The 20,310-nt window shown below is 72.6% G+C and carries 18 protein-coding genes; 3 read left to right on the top strand and 15 right to left on the bottom strand.

All coding sequences use genetic code 11. From position 1 onward, the window contains the following. Positions 1–51 precede the first annotated feature (51 nt). Positions 52–1,629, bottom strand: coding sequence for an MFS transporter (locus ACFWBF_RS14440; RefSeq protein WP_385600410.1), 1,578 nt, complete (start codon positions 1,627–1,629; stop codon positions 52–54). 83 nt (positions 1,630–1,712) lie between these two features. Here ACFWBF_RS14440 and ACFWBF_RS14435 point away from each other — a divergent pair, with 83 nt between their 5' ends. Next, on the top strand, positions 1,713–3,785 hold the full coding sequence (locus ACFWBF_RS14435; protein WP_385600407.1) for a prolyl oligopeptidase family serine peptidase: 2,073 nt from the start codon (positions 1,713–1,715) through the stop codon (positions 3,783–3,785). 96 nt (positions 3,786–3,881) lie between these two features. Here ACFWBF_RS14435 and ACFWBF_RS14430 read toward each other — a convergent pair whose 3' ends face one another. The 6 genes from ACFWBF_RS14430 to ACFWBF_RS14405 form a co-directional block, all read right to left on the bottom strand. Next, on the bottom strand, positions 3,882–4,862 hold the full coding sequence (locus tag ACFWBF_RS14430) for an ABC transporter ATP-binding protein (protein WP_385600404.1): 981 nt from the start codon (positions 4,860–4,862) through the stop codon (positions 3,882–3,884). Then, on the bottom strand, positions 4,859–5,860 hold the full coding sequence (locus ACFWBF_RS14425; RefSeq protein WP_385600400.1) for an ABC transporter ATP-binding protein: 1,002 nt from the start codon (positions 5,858–5,860) through the stop codon (positions 4,859–4,861). The genes ACFWBF_RS14430 and ACFWBF_RS14425 overlap by 4 nt, the downstream gene beginning before the upstream one ends. Continuing rightward, the gene (locus ACFWBF_RS14420) at positions 5,860–6,846 is read right to left on the bottom strand and encodes an ABC transporter permease (protein ID WP_385600397.1); all 987 of its coding nucleotides are present in this window, start codon (positions 6,844–6,846) and stop codon (positions 5,860–5,862) included. The genes ACFWBF_RS14425 and ACFWBF_RS14420 overlap by 1 nt, the downstream gene beginning before the upstream one ends. Further along, positions 6,843–7,793, bottom strand: coding sequence for an ABC transporter permease (locus ACFWBF_RS14415; protein WP_385600394.1), 951 nt, complete (start codon positions 7,791–7,793; stop codon positions 6,843–6,845). Before ACFWBF_RS14415 ends, ACFWBF_RS14420 begins: the two co-directional genes overlap by 4 nt. Positions 7,794–7,815: 22 nt before the next feature. Next, on the bottom strand, positions 7,816–9,558 hold the full coding sequence (locus ACFWBF_RS14410; protein WP_385600391.1) for an ABC transporter substrate-binding protein: 1,743 nt from the start codon (positions 9,556–9,558) through the stop codon (positions 7,816–7,818). 178 nt (positions 9,559–9,736) lie between these two features. Further along, positions 9,737–10,387, bottom strand: coding sequence for an HAD family hydrolase (locus tag ACFWBF_RS14405; protein ID WP_385600388.1), 651 nt, complete (start codon positions 10,385–10,387; stop codon positions 9,737–9,739). A gap of 136 nt (positions 10,388–10,523) precedes the next feature. On the opposite strand from ACFWBF_RS14405, the gene ACFWBF_RS14400 reads away from it, so the two are divergent. Continuing rightward, complete coding sequence (locus ACFWBF_RS14400) at positions 10,524–11,471, top strand: SMP-30/gluconolactonase/LRE family protein (protein ID WP_385600385.1); 948 nt, start codon at positions 10,524–10,526, stop codon at positions 11,469–11,471. 55 nt (positions 11,472–11,526) lie between these two features. After that, positions 11,527–12,456, top strand: coding sequence for an NADP-dependent oxidoreductase (locus ACFWBF_RS14395; RefSeq protein ID WP_385600382.1), 930 nt, complete (start codon positions 11,527–11,529; stop codon positions 12,454–12,456). A gap of 85 nt (positions 12,457–12,541) precedes the next feature. Here the strand turns inward: ACFWBF_RS14395 and ACFWBF_RS14390 are convergent, their stop codons facing one another. The 8 genes from ACFWBF_RS14390 to ACFWBF_RS14355 form a co-directional block, all read right to left on the bottom strand. Beyond that, the gene (locus tag ACFWBF_RS14390) at positions 12,542–13,252 is read right to left on the bottom strand and encodes a GntR family transcriptional regulator (protein ID WP_385600379.1); all 711 of its coding nucleotides are present in this window, start codon (positions 13,250–13,252) and stop codon (positions 12,542–12,544) included. Between the two features lie 56 nt (positions 13,253–13,308). After that, on the bottom strand, positions 13,309–14,277 hold the full coding sequence (locus tag ACFWBF_RS14385) for an ornithine cyclodeaminase family protein (RefSeq protein WP_385600376.1): 969 nt from the start codon (positions 14,275–14,277) through the stop codon (positions 13,309–13,311). Further along, entirely contained in the window at positions 14,274–15,293 is a 1,020-nt protein-coding gene (locus tag ACFWBF_RS14380; RefSeq protein WP_385600373.1) for a proline racemase family protein, read from the bottom strand. Before ACFWBF_RS14380 ends, ACFWBF_RS14385 begins: the two co-directional genes overlap by 4 nt. Beyond that, positions 15,290–16,294 (bottom strand): proline racemase family protein, encoded by a 1,005-nt coding sequence (locus ACFWBF_RS14375; protein WP_385600370.1) that lies wholly within the window; start codon positions 16,292–16,294, stop codon positions 15,290–15,292. Before ACFWBF_RS14375 ends, ACFWBF_RS14380 begins: the two co-directional genes overlap by 4 nt. Positions 16,295–16,359: 65 nt before the next feature. Then, positions 16,360–17,283, bottom strand: coding sequence for a dihydrodipicolinate synthase family protein (locus ACFWBF_RS14370; protein WP_385600367.1), 924 nt, complete (start codon positions 17,281–17,283; stop codon positions 16,360–16,362). 76 nt (positions 17,284–17,359) lie between these two features. Then, the gene (locus tag ACFWBF_RS14365) at positions 17,360–18,805 is read right to left on the bottom strand and encodes an NAD(P)/FAD-dependent oxidoreductase (RefSeq protein ID WP_385600365.1); all 1,446 of its coding nucleotides are present in this window, start codon (positions 18,803–18,805) and stop codon (positions 17,360–17,362) included. Continuing rightward, positions 18,786–19,115, bottom strand: coding sequence for a (2Fe-2S)-binding protein (locus ACFWBF_RS14360; RefSeq protein ID WP_385600362.1), 330 nt, complete (start codon positions 19,113–19,115; stop codon positions 18,786–18,788). Before ACFWBF_RS14360 ends, ACFWBF_RS14365 begins: the two co-directional genes overlap by 20 nt. Next, the gene (locus ACFWBF_RS14355) at positions 19,112–20,242 is read right to left on the bottom strand and encodes an NAD(P)/FAD-dependent oxidoreductase (protein WP_385600359.1); all 1,131 of its coding nucleotides are present in this window, start codon (positions 20,240–20,242) and stop codon (positions 19,112–19,114) included. Before ACFWBF_RS14355 ends, ACFWBF_RS14360 begins: the two co-directional genes overlap by 4 nt. Positions 20,243–20,310 lie beyond the last annotated feature (68 nt).

The raw sequence follows: 20,310 nt of genomic DNA, 5'->3' as shown, positions 1-20,310 counted from the left end.
GATCCTCGACTCCCTCGCCCGTTTCTGCCGACGAATCTCCGGCGCAGGACACTAGGGGCTGTCCCGGCCCGAAACCGCCGGTCCGGCCGTCGCCGGCGCGTGGTTGCCCTGGAGGCGTGCGAGGTCGGAGGGGCGGACCTGGATCGCGAACATCGCGATCGCCGCCCCCACCAGGGTGAACAGCGCCGCCGCCACGAAGGCCGCGGACACGCCCGAGGTCAGGACCTGGTCGGACCAGGGTTTCGGGAGCTGCCCGGTCCGCACGAAGAAGGCCTTCTGCTCCGGGTCGGCCGTGCCGAGGAAGGACGGCACCTGTTCCTTGGCCTCGTTGCGGCTGGCCGTGCCGAAGACGGTCACCAGGATCGACAGGCCGAGCGATCCGCCCACCTGCTGCATCGTGTTGAGCAGCCCGGACGCGGCGCCCGACTCCCGGTCGGGCACGTTGGACAGGGCCATCAGCGTCAGCGAGACGAACTGCAGGCCCATGCCGGTGCCGAACACCAGCATCGGGCCGAGGATGCTGCCCAGGTACGTCGAGTGGACGTCGGTCTGCGTCAGCCAGCCCAGTCCGGTCGCGCAGCACAGCGCGCCGGCGACCATGAAGGGCTTGGGCCCGTATCTGGGCAGCAGTTGCGAGGTGACCCCGGCCGCCACCGCGATCACGGCGCTGACCGGCAGGAAGGCGAGGCCCGCGCGCAGCGGGCTGAAGCCGAGCACGTTCTGGACGAACAGCGTCAGGAAGAAGAACATCCCGAACATCGCGCAGGCCAGCATCAGCATGATCCCGTACGTCCCGGCCCGGTTCCGGTCGGCGAACATGTGCAGCGGGGTGATCGGCTGGGGCGAGCGCCGCTCGTTGACGATGAACAGCGTGAGCAGCACCACGGCGGCGGCGAAGGACCCGAGTGTGAACGGGTCGCGCCAGCCCTCCTGGGACGCGCGGATGAATCCGTAGACGAGCGCGACCATGCCCCCGGTGCCCAGCAGTGCGCCCAGGAGGTCGAAGTGCCCGGGGTGGCGCGTGGACTCCTTGATGACCCTGGACGCCAGCAGGGCGATCAGCAGGGCGATCGGGACGTTGACGAAGAGCACCCAGCGCCAGTTGAGCCATTCGACGAGGAGGCCGCCCGCGAGGAGCCCGATCGCGCCGCCGCCGGCCGAGACTCCGGCGAACACGCCGAACGCCCGGTTGCGTGCCGGGCCTTCGCGGAAGGTGGTGGTGATCAGCGCGAGCGAGGTCGGGGAGGCGATGGCTCCGCCGACCCCCTGGAGGGCGCGGGCGGCCATCAACTGAACGTCGTTCTGGGCGAGTCCGCCGAGGAGGGAGGCCAGGCCGAAGAGCAGGACGCCGAAGATGAAGACCCGCCGCCGGCCGAGGATGTCGCCGGCGCGGCCGCCGAGGAGCAGCAGGCCGCCGAAGGTGAGGGTGTAGGCGTTGACCACCCAGGACAGGCTCTCGGTGGAGAAGCCGAGCGCGGTCTGGATGTGCGGCAGCGCGATGTTCACGATGGTGATGTCGAGAACAACCATGAGTTGGCAGGAGGCGATGACGAACAGGGCAAGCCCGTTGCCGCTCCCTCGGACCTTGCCGTCGGTCCCGTTGCTGTGCGGCAGTGCGTTCGGGTCCACCCAGTCGACGCTATGCCCGCGCTCGGGAGGTCACCACTCGAATGGCCTAGGCCATGTGATATTTCACATGCCACACTAGAATCATGGACGAATTCCTCAGGCTCTCCGCCGAAACGGCCCGGTTCACATACGGCGCACCGCGTGCCTTCACCTTCGGCGACGACGGCCGGCTCCTCTGGTTCCTCCGCTCCACCGGCCCCACCGACCCCTTCGACAGCCTCTGGGCCCTCGACACCGCCACCGGAGCCGAGACCCGCCTTGCCGACCCCCGCGAACTGTGCCCCGAGCCGGGCGAGCTCCCCGTCGCCGAGCGCCGGCTGCGCGAGCGGATCCGCCTCGTCGCCGCCGGGATCGGCTCGTACGCGCTCTCCGGCGACGGCCGGAGCGCCGTCTTCGCGCTGTACGGGCGGCTGTACGGGGTCTCCTGCGACGGGGCCGGGCAGCCCGGCGCGGCGCCCGAGGAGATCCCGGCCGCCGGACCCGTCTTCGACCCGCGGCCGAACGCCGACGGCTCCCGTACCGCGTACGTCACGGCCGACGCGCTGTACACCGCACCCGGCGGCCGGATCAGCCCCGACGACGGGGCCCGCTGGGGCGTGGCCGAGTTCGCCGCCGCCGAGGAGCTGGGGCGGTCCCGGGGCCACTGGTGGTCCCCCGACGGCCAGACCCTGCTCGCCGCCCGGGTCGACGAAAGCGCGCTCCAGCGGCGCTGGTTCGCCGACCCGGCGCGGCCCGAGCTCCCGGCCGAGGACTTCGCGTACCCCGAAGCGGGCGGCCCCAACGCCGACGTGCAGCTCTGGGTGCTCGGCCCGGCGGGGACCCGGGTCCGGCTCGACTGGGACGCCGGGGCCTACCCGTACGTCTCCGAGGCGGGCTGGGAGTCGCACGACGAGATCCTGCTGACCGTCCAGGACCGGCTCCAGCAGTGCGTCCTGCTGCTGTCCGCCGACCCCGCGACCGGGCAGACCCGTGAGCTGTCGCGCACCACGCACGCCCAGTGGGTGGACCCCATGGTTCCGGGCACCCCGGCGCGGTTGCCCGACGGGCGGATGCTGACCGCCGCCGACACCCCCGCCGGGGCCGCGCGCGGCCTCGCCGTGGACGGGCGGCTGCTCACCGGGGAAGGGATCCAGATCCGCCGCGTGGCCGGGATCCACGAGGGCGGGCTGCTGGTCGAGGCCGGGCTGCGCGACCCCGCCGAGCAGCAGGTTCTGCTGCTCGACCCCGCAACCGGCGAGTCGCAGCCGGTGGCCGACGGGCCCGGGGTGCACACCGTGACCGCCTCGGCCGGGGCGCTGCTGCTCACCTGCGCCGACGCGGACGGGATCCGGCGCACCGTACGCACCGCCGACGGGCGGGAGTCGACCCCCGGCGACCTGTCCGCGCCGCTGCCGTACCGGGTGGTCCCGGTGCTGGAGCGGGTCACCGAACACGGCGTGCCCACCGCGCTCGTGCTGCCGCGCGGCCATGTCCCCGGCAGGCGGCTGCCCGTGCTGGTCGACGGCTACGGCGGGCCCGGCTACCAGGACGTCAGCGCCGAGCCCCGCCGCTGGCAGGCCAAGCAGTGGTGGGCCGACCAGGGCTTCGCCGTGGTGAGCGTCGACAACCGCGGGACCCCGTACGTCTCGCCCGCCTTCACGCACGCCATGTACCGCGGCTTCTCCGACGTCACCCTGGACGACCAGGTCGCCGCCCTGCAGGCGCTCGGCGCCCGCCACCCGGACCTCGACCTCGGCCGCGTCGGGGTGCGCGGCTGGTCGTACGGCGGCTACCTCTCCGCCCTGGCGGTGCTGCGCCGTCCGGACGTCTTCCACGCGGCGGCCGCGGGGGCCGCGCCGACCGACTTCCGGCAGTACGACACGGCGTACACCGAGCGGTACCTGGGCCTGCCGCAGGAACACCCGGAGGTCTACGAGCGGGACTCGCTGATCCCCGACGCCCCGAAGCTGACCCGGCCGCTGCTGCTCGTCACCGGCCTGGCGGACGACAACGTCCACCCCTCCCACACCCTGCGCCTCTCCCAGGCGCTGACGGACGCGGGCCGTCCCCACCAGTTGCTGGCCCTGCCCGGCGTCACCCACATGACCCCGGGCGGCACGAGGGAGAAGGTGATGGCGCTGGAGCTGGAGTTCTTCCGCCGCGAACTGGGCCTCTGAGCCGCTGCGAACCGGGCCGCTGAGCCGGCGCGGACACGGCGCAGGGCCCCGGAGACGCCTTTGGCTCCGGGGCCCTGCCCTTCCCGTGGATCCCCGTCAGTTCCCAGGGAAGTGACACGCCACCTCACGGGAGGCGGCAAGCCGCAGCAGCGGCCGTTCGGTGCGGCAGACCTCCTGCGCCACGGGGCAGCGCGGGTGGAAGGTGCAGCCCGAGGGCGGGGCGGCCGGGCTCGGCGGGTCGCCGAGCAGCACGATCCGCTCGCGCCGCCGCTCGGCCGCCGGGTCGGGCAGCGGAACGGCGGACAACAGCGCCCGGGTGTACGGGTGCTGAGGGTTCTCGTAGAGGGACTTCTTGTCCCCGATCTCGACGATCCGGCCGAGGTACATGACGGCGACCCGGTCGCTGACCCGCTTGACCACGGACAGGTCGTGCGCGATGAACACGTACGCCAGGCCCAGTTCGGCCCGCAGCCGCTCCATCAGGTTGACGATCTGCGCCTGCACGGAGACGTCGAGGGCGGAGACCGGTTCGTCGGCGATGACCAGCCGGGGGCTGGTGGCGAGCGAGCGGGCGATGCCGATGCGCTGCGCCTGGCCGCCGGAGAACTCGTGCGGGTAGCGGTCGATGTGCTCGGGGATCAGCCCGACGAGCTCCATCAGTTCGGCGGCCCGCCGACGGGCCTCGGCCGCGCTCGCCCCCTGGACCAGCAGCGGATCCGAGATGATCCGGGACACCGTCTGGCGGGGGTTGAGGGAGGAGTGCGGGTCCTGGAAGACCATCTGGATGTTCTTGCGCAGCGGTCGCAGTGCGCCCTGGGAGAGCCGGCTGATGTCCGTGCCCTCGAACTCCACGCTGCCTGCGGTGGGTTCCAGCAGCCGTACCAGCATCCGGCCGGTGGTGGACTTCCCGCAGCCGGACTCCCCGACCAGGCCGAGGGTCTGGCCGGCCCCCAGGTCGAAGGAGACCCCGTCCACGGCGCGCACGGGCGCCCCCCGGCGCCCGGTCAGCGACCGTTTTCCGGGGAAGGTCATCGTCAGGTCCCGTACGGACAGCAGCGGTTCGGTGGTGGTGCTCATCGGGTCACCTCGGCAGGGGTTGCCGCGCCGGCTCCGGCGAAGTGGCAGGCGACCGTACGCGGCGGCCCGTCCCCGTACGCCGCCAACTCGGGCCGTGCCTCGTCACAGCGGGCGGCGGCCCTCGGACAGCGGGGGGCGAAGGCGCAGCCGGACGCGGGCGCGAGCAGGGACGGCGGGGAGCCGGGTATGAAGGGCAGCGGCGCGTCGTCGGGGGTGTCCAGGCGGGGCAGCGAGTCCAGCAGACCCCGGGTGTAGGGGTGCGCGGGGTCGGCGAACAGCTCGTCGACCGGGGCCTGTTCGGCGGCCCGGCCGCCGTACATGACCAGGACCTCGTGGGCGACGCGGGCGACGACCCCCAGGTCATGGGTGATCATCACGACGCCGAGGCCGCGCTCCTGCTGGAGCCGGGCGATCAGTTCGAGGATCTGCGCCTGCACGGTGACGTCGAGGGCGGTGGTCGGCTCGTCCGCGATCAGCAGTTCGGGCTCGCAGGCCAGCGCCATGGCGATCATCGCCCGCTGGCGCATGCCGCCGGAGAACTGGTGGGGGTACTCCCCGGCCCGTCGGGCCGGCTCGGGGATGCCGACCTCGCCGAGCATGTCGACCGCGCGTTTGCGCGCGGCGGCCCGGCCGGCCCGGAAGTGGACCCTGAAGTGCTCGGCGATCTGCTCGCCGACCGTGTAGTAGGGGTGCAGGCTGGACAGCGGATCCTGGAAGATCATCGCCATCTTGCGGCCGCGCACGGTGGAGAGCTCCTTTTCGGAGAGGCCGGTGAGCTCCCGTCCGGCGAGCGCGACGGATCCGCCGACCTCGGCTCCGCGGTGCAGGCCCATGACGGCGAGGGAGGTGACCGACTTCCCCGAACCGGACTCGCCGACGATGCCGAGGGTGCGGCCGGCTTCGACCGTGAAGCCCAGTGAGTCGACGGCCCGTACCGGGCCGCGCGGGGTGGTGAACGTGACGTGCAGGTCGCGCACTTCAAGAAGGGGGGCGGCCATCAGTACCTCACCCTCGGATCGATGACGGCGTACAGGAGGTCGACGGCGAGGTTGGCGACGACGATGAAGAAGGCGGCGAGCAGGGTGACGCCGAGGACCACGGGCTGGTCGGAGCTGACGAGGGCGCCGTAGAACAGCCTGCCGACGCCCGGGAGTCCGAAGATGGACTCGGTGATCACGGCTCCGGCGAGCAGCCCGCCGAGGTCCATGCCGAAGATGGTCAGGATCGGGGTCATCCCGGAGCGCAGCCCGTGCTTGACGACGACCGTGCGCTCGGGCATGCCCTTGGCGCGGGCGGTGCGGATGTACGGCTCGGCCATCGCCTCGATCATCGAGCCGCGGCTCTGCCGGGCGTACATGGCGGCGTACAGCAGGGCCAGCGCGGTCCAGGGCAGCAGCAGGTTGGTGGCCCAGGCGAGCGGGTTGTCGGTGAAGGCCTGGTAAGTGGGGTACGGCAGCAGTCCGGCGACGCGGATGACCCCGTAGATGAGCATCACGGAGGTGAAGTAGACGGGCAGCGAGGCCGCGGCGACCGCGCCGACCATCAGGACCTTGTCGGTGGCGGTGTCCTTGCGCAGGGCGGCGGTGACGCCCGCGCCGAGGCCGAGGACGAGCCAGAGCGCGGCGGCGCCGAAGGCGAGGGAGGCGGACACCGGCAGGCGGTCCATCAGCAGGTCCCACACCGGCAGGGAGTTCTCGTACGAGTAGCCCAGGCAGGGGAAGTCGCACTGGACGGCGTACTGGCCGGAGCCGAGGGTGCGGCCGGTGAAGATGCCGGTGAGGAAGTCGGTGAACTGGCGCCACACGGGCTGGTCCAGGCCGAGGTACTCCCGTACGTCGGCCAGCCGCTCGGCGCTGCAGGTCTTGCCGCAGGCGGCCGCGGCCGGGTCGGAGGGCAGGACGTAGAAGATGAGGAAGGTGACGGCGGCGATGGCGAGGAGCACGCCGGCGAGGGCGAGGAGCCGGCGCAGGAGGTAGAGGATCAACTGCGGCCGCCCCTCGGGTCGAGGATGTCGCGCAGGGCGTCGCCGAGGAGAGTGAAGGCGAGCACGGCGAGGAAGAGGAACACGCTCGGGATGACGAAGTACATGGGGTCGGTCTCGTAGAAGGCGACGGACTCGGCGATCATCTGGCCCCAGGACGGGGTCGGCGGGCGGACACCCACGCCGAGGTAGCTGAGCGCGGCCTCGGTGCTGATCATCCCGGGGATGAGCAGGGTGGTGTAGGCGATGACCGGGCCCGAGACGCCCGGGAGGATGTCGCGGGTCAGGATCCGCCAGGAGCTCGCACCGCCGACGCGGGCGGCGTCGACGTACTCGCGGTGCTTGAGGGAGAGGGTCTGGCCGCGGACGACCCGGGCGACGCCGGGCCAGCCGAAGACCCCGATGACGGCCGTCATCAGGACGATCCGGTTGACGTCCTTGGCCACCGACAGCATCGCGATCATGAAGATCAGCGAGGGGAAGGACATGGTCAGGTCCATCAGCCGGGACAGGACCGCGTCGGTGCGGCCGCCGAAGTAGCCGGCGGCGATTCCGGCGGCGGTGCCCGCGACGACGACGATGGCGGTGGCGGTGAAGGCGATGAGGAGGGAGACCTGGGCGCCGTGGACGACGCGGGCGAACAGGTCGCGGCCGGTGACGGGTTCGACGCCGAGCCAGTGCTCGGGGCTGATCCCGCCGAAGGAGCCGAGGGGCTGGCCCCCGAGGTAGGGGTCGATGGCGGTCTTGTCGAACTGGTCGGGCGACCAGCCGCCGAGGGCGCCCAGCCAGGGGGCGGTGGCGGCCATCAGGACGAAGAGCAGGACGACGCAGAGACTGACGCGGACGGCGGGGCGGCGGCGGAGTTCCCGCCGGGCGAGCTGCCAGGGGCTGCTGCCGGGCGGGACCTCCTTCACCTCCGGATCGCCGACGGCGGGTGCGGTGGCGGTCATGGCGCTGTCGTGTCCCCGGCCCTCAGCCCTGGCTCTTCGACGGGTCCTTGAGGCCGACCGTCGCGTAGTCGATCTCGCCGGTCCACGCCGGGTGGCCGAAGGCGCCCGCGATGTTGGGGCCGACGAGCAGCGGCTTGCGCTCCAGCTGGATCGGGATGGACGGGGACTTCTTCATGAGCTCCGCGTCCAGGTCGATCCAGGCCTGGTTGGCCTGCTTCGCGTCGGCCATGTTGTTGATCTCGTCGATCCGCTTGCTGGTCGCCTCGTCGCGGAACTGGCTGTAGTTGCCCTGGTTGCCCTTGTCCTTGATGGTGCGTCCGTCGAAGACGAAGGGCATCCAGGTGGAGCCGGAGGGGTAGTCGGGGCACCAGCCGGTGAAGGTCATGTCGGGGGTGGTGGAGAGGTCGCCGATGACGTCGTAGTACGCACCCGGGTCGACGGTGTCGATGACGACCTCGACGCCCGCGCGGGCGAGGCCCTGCTGGAGGGCCTCGCCCACGGCCTTGTCGCCGGTGGAGACGGCGAGCGAGACCTTGATCTTCTCCTTGCCGGCGGCCTTCAGCAGTTCCTTGGCCTTGGCCGGGTCGCCGGCCGGGGCGATCTTCAGCGTGTCGGGCTGCTTGCCGCCGGACAGGGCCGGGGGCAGGTAGGCGGTGGCGATCTCGTTGAGGGCCGGACCGCCGCCCGCGGTGATCACGGCCTCCTTGTCGACGGCGTACTGCATGGCCTCGCGGACCTTCGGGTCGTCGAAGGGGGCGCGGGAGTTGTTGAGGTAGAGCATCTCGGTACAGCCCTTGGACTCCGCGAGCAGACGCGCCTTGATGTCCGGCTTGGGCAGCACCTTGGGGGCGCTTTCGGGGCGCATGTCGGCGTACTCGACGGTGGAGGCGTCGGCGCCCTCGCCGCCGATGATGCGGTCGTCGATCTGGCCGCCCTTGAGGCCCATGACCACCACGAACTTGTCGGGGTAGGCCTTGCGCACGGTGTCGGTCTTCGCGTCCCAGTGCTCGTTGCGGACGAGCACGAGCTTCTTGTCCCGGTCGTACGACTCGATCTTGTACGGGCCGGAGGAGAACGGGCGGGAGTCGTACTGGGTGCCCTTCTCCTGGGACTGCGGGACGGGCGCGAAGGTCGGCAAGGTGGCGGTGGCCGAGAACTCGGCGACCGGGCGCTTGAGTTCGAAGACGATCGTGCGGTCGTCGGGGGTCTTGACGGAGTCGAGGTGCTTGCCCTGGAGCGGTCCCTTGTAGCCCTCGGTGCCGGCCAGGTACTGGGCCGCGTAGTCGGGGCCGCCGGTGAGGTCGGGGGCGAAGGAGCGCTCGACGTTGTACTTGATGTCCTGGGCCTTGATCGGGGAGCCGTCCTCGTACTTCAGGCCCTCCTTGAGGGTGAAGGTCCAGGTGCGGCCGCCGTTGGAGGAGGTGCCGAGGTCGGTGGCGAGGTCGGGGACCAGCTCGCTGCCGGCCTTGCCGGGCTCTGCCTTGAAGGTGACGAGCGTGCGGTAGAGGAGGCGGGTGCCGAAGTCCATCGTCGGCATCACCCAGTTGCGGGCCGGGTCGAGGTGGGCGAAGTCCTGGTTGGACAGGACGGTGAGGGTGCCGCCCTTGACCGGCGTGCCGCCGAGCAACTTGCCGTCGTTGGCGGCGGCGGGGTTGGAGGCCCCCGCGCCCGACGAGCCCTTCTTGGGGTCGGAGCAGCCCGAGGCGCCGAGTGCGAGAGCTGCCACCAGGGCGGTGGCGAGGGCGAGTTGGGTGCGCTTGGTCATGGGGTCACTCCAGTGAAGGGCCGCGCTCTACGATGTGACCGGTAACATAGTAATGTGAAATTGTACTGACAAGGGGTTCGTACCGCCGTTACCCAGCCGTGTCCAAATCCCGCCCCCGGCGGCGGTGTTGGCAGTGCCCGGGGGCCTGCCCGCCGGAGGCCCCGGGGGCGGGTCGGTGTCAGCGTGCGATGAGCAGCTCCGGCAGCTTGCGCATGTCGTCGAAGACGACCGTCGCGGGACCTTCGAGGCGCTCGGCGGGCGTCGGACCCCCGGAGTAGCCGAAGACGCGCATCCCGGCCGCTCTGGCCGCATGCACGCCCGGGCCGCTGTCCTCGACCACCGCGCACACCTGCGGGTCGAAGCCCATCTGCCGGGCGGCGTGCAGGAAGAGGTCCGGGGCGGGCTTGCCGCGGGAGACCTCGCTCGCGCTGTAGATACGGCCCTCGAAGTGGGCGTACAGCCCGGTGCGGCCCAGGGTGTGGCGCATCTTCTCGTGCGAACCGCTGGACGCGACACAGGTCGGCAGGGTGAGTGCGGCGAGCGCCTCGGGGAGCCCGTCCACCGGGTCGAGCCCGAGGTCCACCGCGTCCCGGTGCCGCTCGATGAGCAGCTTCCACCAGAGCCCGGCCGTCTGCGCGCCGAGCCGCTCGGCGAGCTGCTCGACGATCGACTCCTTGGCGCGCCCGATGAACCGCTCGATCACCTCGTCGGCGGTCAGCGGCCAGCCCAACTCCGCCCCGAGCTCCACCTGGAGGCGTACGGCGAGGCGTTCACTGTCGACCAGGACACCGTCGCAGTCGAATATCACGAGTTCTATCGGCTTGATCATTCCCGCAGGGTAAGCGGTGGTGTGATCCACAACTCTCCATCTGGAATCTTCTTGTGGCGACCGTAGATCATCCTGCAATCTTCACTACAGGCCGGATCACATTCGGCGGTATCGGCTGTAGGAAGGGAAGGGCCCCATGACCAGCGAGCGCCCCGGACTGTACGAAATGTTCGACGACCGGTTCCGGACCGGACGGTGCATGAACGGTGACGACGCCCTGGAGGTCCTGTACACCGGCTGCCGCTGGGCCGAGGGGCCGATCTACGTGCCGGCCTGGCGGCAGGTCGTGTGGAGCGACATCCCCAACGACCGGATGCTGCGCTGGGACGAGGAGACGGGCGCCGTCGGCGTCTTCCGCCGCTCCGCCGGGCACACCAACGGCAACACCCTCGACCGCCAGGGCCGGCTGATCACCTGCGAGCAGGGCAACCGCCGCGTGACGCGCACCGAACACGACGGCAGCATCACGGTGCTGGCGCAGCGGTGGCAGGGCAAGCGCCTGAACAGCCCGAACGACGCGGCGGTGAAATCCGACGGTTCGATCTGGTTCTCCGACCCGGACTTCGGCATCACCAGCGACTACGAGGGCTATCGGGCGCAGAGCGAGATCGGTTCCAACAACGTCTACCGCATCGATCCGGCCACGGGCGAAGTGCGGCTGGTGGCCGACGGTTTCGGCGCGCCGAACGGGCTCGTCTTCTCGGACGACGAGCGGCAGCTGTTCGTCTCCGACACCCGGGCGGGCTTCCTGCGGGTCTTCGACGTACGCGATGACGGCACGCTGTCCGAGGGCAAGGTCTTCGCCGAAGCGGCCCCCGGCAAGGCCCGCTTCGACAACCTCCGCTTCGACGACGGCGGCCGGCTCTGGGTCGCCGCGATGGGCGACGGGGTGCACTGCTACGACCCCGACGGCACCCTGATCGGGCGGCTCAACGTCCCCGAGGCGGTGGCCAACATCTCCTTCGGCGGCGCCAAGCGCAACCGCCTCTTCATCACCGCCGAGACCAGCCTCTATTCGGTGGTCATGGGCGTCACGGGCACCCACCCGACCGGACCGGGACGCCGGCCCTGGCTGGAGGGCTGAGGAAGCCCGGCCCTGGCCCGCTGTGCAATCGACGGCGTTCGTTGAGAATGATCACATGCGAGTGATCAAGCAGTTTTCCTTTGGCGGTCCGGAAGTTCTCGAAGTCGCGGAGGCCGACCGGCCCAGCCCCGCGCCCGGTGAGGTGCTCGTGCGCGTGCATGCCACGGGCATCAACCCGGCGGACTGGAAGGTCCGCGCGGGGCACGTGCAGTGGTTCGGAGAGCCGCCCTTCGTCCTGGGACACGAGTTCAGCGGAGTCGTGGACGAGATCGGTGAAGGAGCGAGCGGCTTCCGACCCGGGGACGAAGTGTTCGGATGGGTGACCCCGCCGCGCGGCAGCCACGCCGACTACGTGCTCGTGCCCGAGACCTCCATAGCCGCCAAACCCACCACCCTCGATCACGTGCACGCGGCGGCACTGGGCATCGCGGGCCTGACCGCCTACCAGACCTTGGTGAACATCGCCCAGGTGCAGCCCGGTCAGCGCGTTCTGGTGCACGCGGCGGCGGGCGGCGTGGGACATTTCGCCGTCCAGATCGCCAAGGCGCGCGGGGCGTACGTGATCGGCACGGCCCGGACGGCCAAGCACGCCTTCCTGCGCGAGCTCGGCGCGGACGAACTCATCGACTACACGACGGCCGACTTCACGAGCCTGCGCGACGTGGACGTGGTGCTCGACACGATCAGCAAGGAGTACGGGCCGAGGTCGCTGCGCACGCTCAAGCGCGGCGGCATCCTCATCGACGTCGTGGGCGTCGGGGTCGACCGGACGGCCGTGACGGAGCAGGCGCAGGCGAACGGCGTGCGGTTCCTCGAGTACTACCTCGAACCGACCCCGGCCGACCTGGCCGGCTTCGCCGACCTGGTGGACCGCGCCGGCGTACGCCCGTCCGTAGCGGAGACGCTGCCTCTGACCGAGGCGGCCAAGGCGCACGCGCTGAGTGAGAGCGGCCGAGTGCGCGGCAAGATCGTGCTCGTGCCCTGACACCCGGGAACGGGTCATGGGTTGGAGGTGTCGTCACCTCCAACCAGCACGACGAGCGACCCGGCGAACGGGTCCGGTCACAGCACTAGAGGCCCGAGCCCAGGCGGGACGTCGTGCGGCCGACCGGCTCGTCGCGGCCCTGGGCCCACAGGGAGCGGACGTGGCCGAGGTGGCGCAGCATGCACTCCTCGGCCGCGTCGGCCTCGCCGGCGATCATCAGGTCGAGCAGCTCGATGTGCTCCTCGGCGGAGGAGACCAGCTTGCCGGCCTCGTCCAGGCCCGTCAGGCCGTACAGCCGGGAGCGCTTGCGCAGGTCGCCGACCGTCTCGACGAGCCGGTCATTGCCCGCGAGCGCCAGCAGGCTGAGGTGGAAGCGGCGGTCCGCCTCCAGGTAGCCGATGAGGTTGTGCTCGCGCGCGCTGGTGACGATCTCCTCGGCGATGGGGCGCAGCGCCTCCAACTGCCCGGGCGTGGCCATTCTCGCGACCCGGCCGATGGTGGGGACCTCGATCATCGTGCGCAGTTCGGTGTACTGGTCCAGGTCGCGTTCGCTGACCTCGGTGATCCGGAAGCCCTTGTTGCGGACCGGCTCGACCAGGCCTTCGCGGGCCAAGTCGAGCATGGCCTCGCGCACCGGGGTGGCCGAAACGCCGAGTTCGGCGGCGAGGCCGGGCGCCGAATAGACGCTGCCCGGGCGCAGTTCACCCGCTATCAGGGCTGCTCGAAGGGCGTGGCCGACCTGGTCGCGAAGCCGTTCCTGAGCCTTGATGAGACTGTGCTGCTTCAGGTCGCCCATTGCTTTTCCTCCGAGACCCTTCACGCCACCGACGTGCAGGGCAACAGCGTACAATGTCACGTTGCGCTGTTGGCCCCGGCGGCGACGTACATCGCCACCGCCACAGCGAGATCCTCCCAGGCCATGCCCACACTCTTGAAGAGCTGTGGACAACTCGCCGCCCCGCCCGCCGGCATCCGGCCCGACACCAGGTCAGCCAGGGTGCCGCTGATATGACCGGGCCCGATCGCGCCCTCCGCCTCCGGCACCAGAAGGTCCCCCGCCTCCCGCAGCGCCGCCGCACGCGACTCCACGTACACCGCGGCGCGCCGCACCAGCGCCGTGTCGGTCTCGCGGGCCTGCGGCTCGTGCGAGCCGACGGCGACGACCGTCGCGCCCGGGGCCACCAGGCGCCCGTCGAAGAGGGGTTCGCGGGCCGTGGTGCAGCAGACGACCAGATCGGCCTCGGCCACGTCCCCGGCGGTCCCGGTCCTGGCCCGGACCCCCAGCGTACGGGCGTACTCGGCCAGCTTCCGCGCCCCCTCGGGCCGCCGCGCGACCACCACGGCCTCGGCCAACGGCCCCAGCGCCAGCACCGCTTCGAGGTGCCCGTACGCCTGCGGCCCCGCCCCGAAGAGCACCAGCCGCAGCGCCCGCCCCGCCGGGGCCAGGTACCGCAGGGCCAGGGCCGACACCGCCGGGGTGCGCAGGGCGGTCAGCGCCGCCCCGTCGAGCAGGGCCAGGGGGCGCAGGGTCGGGCCGTCCAGCAGCAGGTAGGACCCGGTGATCCGGGGCAGCCCGCGGCCCGGGTTGTCCGGCGCGACCCCGGCGATCTTGACCCCGGCGTACGCACCGGTCGCGGCCGGCATCAGCAGCAGTTCCCCGCCCGGCACCGTGAGCGCGGTGCGCTGCGGGCACGCCTCCGGGTCCAGCCCGGCCCGCAGGGCCTCGGCCAGCGCGTCGGCCGCGGCGGCCGGGGTGAGCAGCCCGGCCATGTCCTCGGCGCCGAGCTGCGCGATCCCCGCCGTCGCTGCGTGGCCCGTCACAGCGAGAACCCCGTGCCGAGCGCGTCGTACGGGTCGACCGTGAAGGTGTGCTCCCCGGTGCGGTACACGGTGCCGGTGACCTCGGTGACGCCGCCCTCCAGCATCCGGCCGGTGAACACCGTGCCCGTCACCGACTCGTGGAGGAGGTCCTCCCCCGCCCCGAACCGGCCGTCCTCGGCCAGCAGCGCGAGCCGCGCCGAGGTCCCGGAGCCGCAGGGCGAGCGGTCGACCTGCCCGTCCGCGAAGACGGTGACATTGCGCTGGTGCGGCCCGAACGGGGTGTCGGCCAACTCCTCGTACAGGACCACCCCGTAGACCCCGGAGAGCAGCGGGCCGTCCGGGTGCCAGGTGGCGGGGTGGGTGGCGAGCGCGGCCCGGACCTCCTGCCCGGCCCGTACCAGCGCGGGCAGTTCGGCCCGGGAGACGCCCAGGCCCAGGTCCCGCGCCCGGAGCGAGGCGTAGCAGGCCCCGGCGTGCGCGATGTCCACCTCCGCCAGGCCCAGCGACGTGGCGACCGGCACCTTGCGGGCGCCCACCCGGGCGGGGACGTTGCGGAAGGTGACCCCGGTGGTGCGGCCCCCGTCCCGGTGCACGGTGGCGGTGACCCGCCCGGACGGCACGTCGATGCGGACCTGCGCGTCCCCGTCGTCGGGGGCGGCGACCAGGCCGGTGTCCACGGCCCAGGCGCCGAGCGCCATGGTGCCGTGCCCGCAGGCGGTGGAGTAGCCGTCCTTGTGCCAGAACAGCACCCCGAAGTGTGCCCCGTCGTCGTCGGGCGGCACGACGAACCCGCCGTACATCCCGGCGTGCCCGCGCGGCTCCTGCACCAGCAGCCGCCGTACGTCGTCCAGCGGTCCCCGGCGCGGGGCCGTACCCGATCCCCCGGGCCCGATGGCGGTGGCGCAGCGCTCGGCGACCGTGTCACCGGGTGCGGGGGCGGGCCCGTCGGAGGTGAGGTCCACGATCCGGAAGGGCTCGCCGGCGGTGTGGTAGTCCACCGTTCTTACGGTCGTCACAGCAGGAACCCTCCGGGGAAGGGGTCGGTGGGGTCGAGGAAGTACTGGGCGGTGCCGGTGATCCAGGCCCGCCCGGTGACGGTGGGCACGACGGCCGGCAGCCCGCCGACGGTGGTCTGCGCGATGAGCCGGCCGGTGAACTCGGTGCCGATGAAGGACTCGTTGCCGAAGTCGGCGCCGATCTCCAGGAGCCCCCGGGCATGCAGCTGGGCCATGCGCGCGCTGGTTCCCGTACCGCAGGGTGAGCGGTCGAACCAGCCGGGGTGGATGGCCATGGCGTGCCGGGAGCGGCGGCCGTCGGAGCCGGGGGCGGCGAGGTAGACGTGCTTGACCCCGGAGATGGAGGGGTTCTCGGGGTGGACGGGCCGGTGCTCGGAGGCGTTGATCGCGTCCATGATCGCGAGCCCGGCGGCGAGCAGCTCGTCCTTGCGGGCCCGGTCGAAGGGCAGGCCGAGGGCGTCGAGCTCGACGAAGGCGTAGAAGTTGCCGCCGTAGGCGAGGTCATAGGTGACCGTGCCGTGGCCGGGGACGTCGGCCTTGAGGTCGAGCCCGGCGCAGAAGGAGGGCACGTTGGTGAGGGTGACGGCGGCGGCGGCCCCGTCCTCGACCCGGACGTCCACGCTCACCAGCCCCGCGGGGGTGTCGAGCCGGACGGTGGTGACCGGCTCGACGACGGGCACCATCCCGGTCTCGACCAAGACGGTGGCGACCCCGATGGTCCCGTGCCCGCACATCGGCAGCAGACCCGACACCTCGATGTAGAGCACCCCGAAGTCGGCGTCGGGGCGGGTGGGGGGCTGCAGGATGGCGCCACTCATCGCGGAGTGGCCGCGCGGCTCGTACATGAGCAGGGTCCGGACGTGGTCCAGGTGCTCGATGAAGTGGAGCCGCTTCTCGGCCATGGTGGCGCCGGGGATCACCCCGACTCCCCCGGTGATCACCCGAGTGGGCATGCCCTCGGTGTGTGAGTCCACCGCGTGGTAGATGTGGCGCGTGCGCATGGGTTCCCCCCGGCGGGTCGGGACCTGTCCGGCCGATCTCCCGATCGGGCCGGATACGTCGTCGGTCAGTTGAGGCCTTCGGCCAGGGCCTTCTCGGTGGCGGAGCGGACGGCGGCCTCGATCTCGCCGGTGAGCGGGAAGCGGGGCGGGCGGGTGGCGCCGCCGGGCCGGCCGGCCAGGTCCATGGAGAGCTTGATGGCCTGGACGAACTCGGTCTTGGAGTCCCAGCGCAGCAGGGAGTGCAGGGACTTGTAGAGCGGCAGGGCGGTGGCGACGTCGCCGGCCACGGCAGCCCGGTAGAGGGCGGCGCAGGAGCGCGGCAGCGCGTTGGGGTAGCCGGCGATCCAGCCGACGGCGCCGGCGAGGGCGAGTTCGAGGAGCACGTCGTCGGCGCCGATGAGCAGGTCCAGGCCCGGGGCGAGTTCGGCGATCTCGTACGCGCGGCGCACGTCGCCGGAGAACTCCTTGACGGCCACGATGGAGCCGTCCGCGTGCAGGCGGGAGAGCAGCGCCGGGGTCAGGTCCACCTTGGTGTCTATGGGATTGTTGTACGCCACGACGGGCACGCCCGCACCGGCGACCTCGGCGTAGTGGGCGCGGACGGTCGCTTCGTCGGCGCGGAAGGCGTTGGGGGGCAGCAGCAGGACGGAGCCGGCACCCGCCTCGGCGGCCTGGTCGGCCCAGCGGCGGGCCTCGGCGCTGCCGTAGGCGGCGACGCCGGGCATGACGCGGGCGCCGTCGCCCGCGGCCTCGACGGCGGTACGGACCACGCGCGCCCGCTCCTCGTCGGTCAGGGTCTGGTACTCCCCGAGGGAGCCGTTGGGGACCACGCCGTCGCAGCCGTTGGCGATGAGCCAGGCCACGTGCTCGGCGTAGGCGTCGTAGTCGATGGAGAGGTCCTCGCGCAGGGGCAGCGCGGTGGCGACCATGATTCCGTGCCACGGGCGGTTGCGGGTGGACGCGGGCGCGGGGGTGTGCGCGTTGGTCATGAGAGAGCTCCCTAGAGTGGTGTGTGACATTTTACTAGTCCGTATACGACGGCCACAAGAGCCGCGGGACGTCTGATCAGCGCTCGCTCGCGGGCAGTTGCGCGAGGTGCGCCAGCGGAACCGGGCAGGACAGCGGCCTGCGGTCGGGCGCGGGCCCGTCCCCGGCGAGGGCGCAGACGGCCGGTCCGCACATGCGGCCCTGGCACCAGCCCATGCCCGCCCGGGTGAGCAGTTTGACGGTACGGGCGTCCCGCGCGCCCAGCTCGCGCACGGCCTCGCGGATCCGGCCGGCCGGGACCTCCTCACAGCGGCACACCTCGGCGTCGTCGCGCAGCCAGTCCGTCCAGCCCTCACCGGGGCGGTGGGCGGCGGCCATCGCGTCGGCGAAGGCGCGCAGCCGGGCGCGGCGGCGGGCGAGCCGGGCGGGGGCGGGCCGGCCGGCGATCGCGAGGGCGGCCAGTTCGCCCTCGGCCAGGGCCAGTTGGGCGCCGCCGATACCGCCGGTCTCGCCGGCCGACCAGATGCCGGGGACGGAGGTCCGCTGTCCGGCGTCCAGCTCCAGCGCGATCGTTCCGTCGGCGCTGCGGCGGGTGGCGCAGCCGAGGCCGGTGGCCAGCTCCAGCTGGGGCACCAGACCGTGGCCGACCGCGAGGGCGTCGCAGGGGATGCGGCGGGCGGTGCCGGGGACCGGGCGCCAGTCCCGGTCGAGGCGGGCCACGGTCACGGCCTCGACGCGGTCGGCGCCGTGCGCCTCGGTGACGGCGTGCCGGGTGAGCAGGCGGATGTGGTGGCGCAGCAGGGCGCTGCCGTACGTGGCGCCTTCGGCGAGCTTGCCGGGGTTGCGCAGCAGGGCGGGGGCCTTGCCGGCGTAGCCGGTGTACGAGGCCGCCTCCACCACGGCGGGCACGGTGGCCCCGGCGGCGGCCAGCGAACCGGCCACGGCGAGCAGCAGCGGCCCGCTCCCGGCGACGACCACCCGCTTGCCCGGAAGCACGAGCCCGCCCTTGAGCATGGCCTGGGCCCCGCCGGCTCCGACCACCCCGGGCAGGGTCCAACCGGGGAAGGGCAGTTGCCGCTCGTAGGCCCCGGTGGCGAGCAGCACGGCCTTCGCCGGGACACCCACGGCGCGCTCCTCGGGGCCGTGACCGGCCACCGCGTGCAGCATCCAGCCGGAGCCGTCCGGGACGACCGACCAGACGTGGTGGCCCGGAAGGTGACTGATCCGGCCGGCCGACACATGGGCGCGCAGTGCGGCTTCGCGGGTCGCGAAGTCGGCCCACCCGTGGTGCAACGCCTCGGGCCGGGCCGCACCCAGCCCGGGCGCGGGGTGCCGGTAGTACTGCCCGCCGGGCTGCTCCCCCGCGTCCAGCAGGGTGACACGGAGCCCGAGTCCGGCGGCGGTCACTGCGGCGGCGAGCCCGGCGGGCCCGGCGCCGACGACGGCCAGGTCAGCCGCCCCGGCCGGCGCGGCCGGCCCGGTCCTCCCGGTCGGCGCGGCCGGCTCAGACGGCGAGGTCGGCATGGCCGGTTCCCTCCTGGGTGGTGACGGTGTCCCCGGGGTGGGCCGGGAGCAGGCAGGCGCGCTGGTTGGGGCGACCGTTGACGGTGACGAGGCAGTCGTGGCAGCTGCCGATCCCGCAGAACGCACCCCGCGGGGCGCCTCCTTCGCGGGTGGTCCGCCAGGCGAGGATCCCGGCGGCCCACAGCACCGCGGCGATGCTCTGCCCCGCCTGCGCGGGCAGTTCCCGGCCGTCGAAGCCGATGCCGTACGTCGCCGCCGGGCTGCCGCCGACCAGCGAGCGGGGGGTGCGGTCGCGGTTCTCTGCCTTCATACGGCTGCCTCCGCGAAGCGGTCGGGGCGGAACGGGTTCAAGGGGAGCGGGGGTTCGGCGCCCGTCAGGGCCGCGGCGATCAGGGCGCCGGTACCGGGGGCCAGGCCGATGCCCGCGCCCTCGTGGCCGCAGGCGTGCAGCAGGCCCGGCACCCGGGGATCCGGGCCGATCGCCGGGAGGTGGTCGGGGAGGTACGGGCGAAAGCCGTGGTAGGTGCGCAGCACCCGCACCCCGGCCAGGACGGGGAAGAGCTCCGCCGCCTGGGTGGCCAGGCGGCGCAGTGCCTCCATCGAGAGGGACCGGTCGAAGCCGACCCGCTCACGGGTCGCGCCGATCAGCACCGGACCCGACGGGGTGCCCTCGACCACCGCCGAGGACTGCAGGGCCGCGGAGTCGCTGGCGACGTCCGCGATGTAGTCGGCGGCGTAGACCTTGTGCCGGACCACCCTCGGCAGCGGTTCCGTCACCAGGACGAAGCCGCGGCGCGGCAGGACGGGCAGCGCGGTCCCGGCGAGGGAGGCGACGGCGCCGCCCCAGGTGCCCGCCGCGTTGACGACCGCCGGGGCGAGCAGTTCCCGGCGCGCGGTGCGGACCCCTCGTACCCCGCCGCGCCCCAGGAGGACCTCCGTCACCTCTTCGCCGAGGTACAGCTCGGCGCCCGAGGCGGCGAGCAGCCGGGCCGCGGCCTGGGCCGGCTGGACCTGGGCGTCCTGCGGGTAGTGGAAGCCGCCCGCCAGGCCCGGGGCCAGGTGCGGCTCCAGGTCGTGGAGCGCGTCCGGGCCCACCTCTACGGCGTCGACCCCGGCCGCGCGCTGGCCGTCGGCGAAGCCGCGCAGCGCCTTGACGGTGGTCTCGTCCCGGGCGACGACGAGCCCGCCCTTGGGCTCGTACTCGATCGGCCGCGGGAGGACGGCGGCGAGTTCCCGCCAGAGCCGGGTGGACAGGAGCGCGAGGTCCAGTTCCGGGCCGGCCTCCTTGTCGGAGACGAGCAGGTTGCCCTCCCCGGAGCCGGTCGTACCGCCCGCGACCGGGCCGCGGTCGACGACGGCCACGGAGAGTCCGGAGCGGCTCGCGTAGTACGCGCATGCGGCTCCGACGACGCCGGCGCCAATGATCACGACGTCCATGGCAGTAATATGTCACATTCTTTAGGGAGTGCCTAGGGTGGCCCGGGCCGGTCCCGCCCCGTTCTCAT

The organism is Streptomyces sp. NPDC060028, from assembly GCF_042736725.1.
In the GTDB taxonomy this organism is placed as follows: Bacteria; Actinomycetota; Actinomycetes; order Streptomycetales; family Streptomycetaceae; genus Streptomyces.
This window is presented reverse-complemented; position numbering and strand designations above follow the sequence as displayed.

Excerpts from the sequence above, each read along its gene's own strand:
- ACFWBF_RS14435 (WP_385600407.1), top strand. The coding sequence starts at position 1,713 with ATGGACGAATTCCTCAGGCTCTCCGCCGAAACGGCCCGGTTCACATAC.
- ACFWBF_RS14390 (WP_385600379.1), bottom strand. The coding sequence starts at position 13,252 with ATGGGCGACCTGAAGCAGCACAGTCTCATCAAGGCTCAGGAACGGCTT.
- ACFWBF_RS14400 (WP_385600385.1), top strand. The coding sequence starts at position 10,524 with ATGACCAGCGAGCGCCCCGGACTGTACGAAATGTTCGACGACCGGTTC.
- ACFWBF_RS14425 (WP_385600400.1), bottom strand. The coding sequence starts at position 5,860 with ATGGCCGCCCCCCTTCTTGAAGTGCGCGACCTGCACGTCACGTTCACC.
- ACFWBF_RS14405 (WP_385600388.1), bottom strand. The coding sequence starts at position 10,387 with ATGATCAAGCCGATAGAACTCGTGATATTCGACTGCGACGGTGTCCTG.
- ACFWBF_RS14365 (WP_385600365.1), bottom strand. The coding sequence starts at position 18,805 with ATGCCGACCTCGCCGTCTGAGCCGGCCGCGCCGACCGGGAGGACCGGG.
- ACFWBF_RS14410 (WP_385600391.1), bottom strand. The coding sequence starts at position 9,558 with ATGACCAAGCGCACCCAACTCGCCCTCGCCACCGCCCTGGTGGCAGCT.
- ACFWBF_RS14360 (WP_385600362.1), bottom strand. The coding sequence starts at position 19,115 with ATGAAGGCAGAGAACCGCGACCGCACCCCCCGCTCGCTGGTCGGCGGC.
- ACFWBF_RS14430 (WP_385600404.1), bottom strand. The coding sequence starts at position 4,862 with ATGAGCACCACCACCGAACCGCTGCTGTCCGTACGGGACCTGACGATG.
- ACFWBF_RS14355 (WP_385600359.1), bottom strand. The coding sequence starts at position 20,242 with ATGGACGTCGTGATCATTGGCGCCGGCGTCGTCGGAGCCGCATGCGCG.
- ACFWBF_RS14370 (WP_385600367.1), bottom strand. The coding sequence starts at position 17,283 with ATGACCAACGCGCACACCCCCGCGCCCGCGTCCACCCGCAACCGCCCG.
- ACFWBF_RS14375 (WP_385600370.1), bottom strand. The coding sequence starts at position 16,294 with ATGCGCACGCGCCACATCTACCACGCGGTGGACTCACACACCGAGGGC.
- ACFWBF_RS14415 (WP_385600394.1), bottom strand. The coding sequence starts at position 7,793 with ATGACCGCCACCGCACCCGCCGTCGGCGATCCGGAGGTGAAGGAGGTC.
- ACFWBF_RS14395 (WP_385600382.1), top strand. The coding sequence starts at position 11,527 with ATGCGAGTGATCAAGCAGTTTTCCTTTGGCGGTCCGGAAGTTCTCGAA.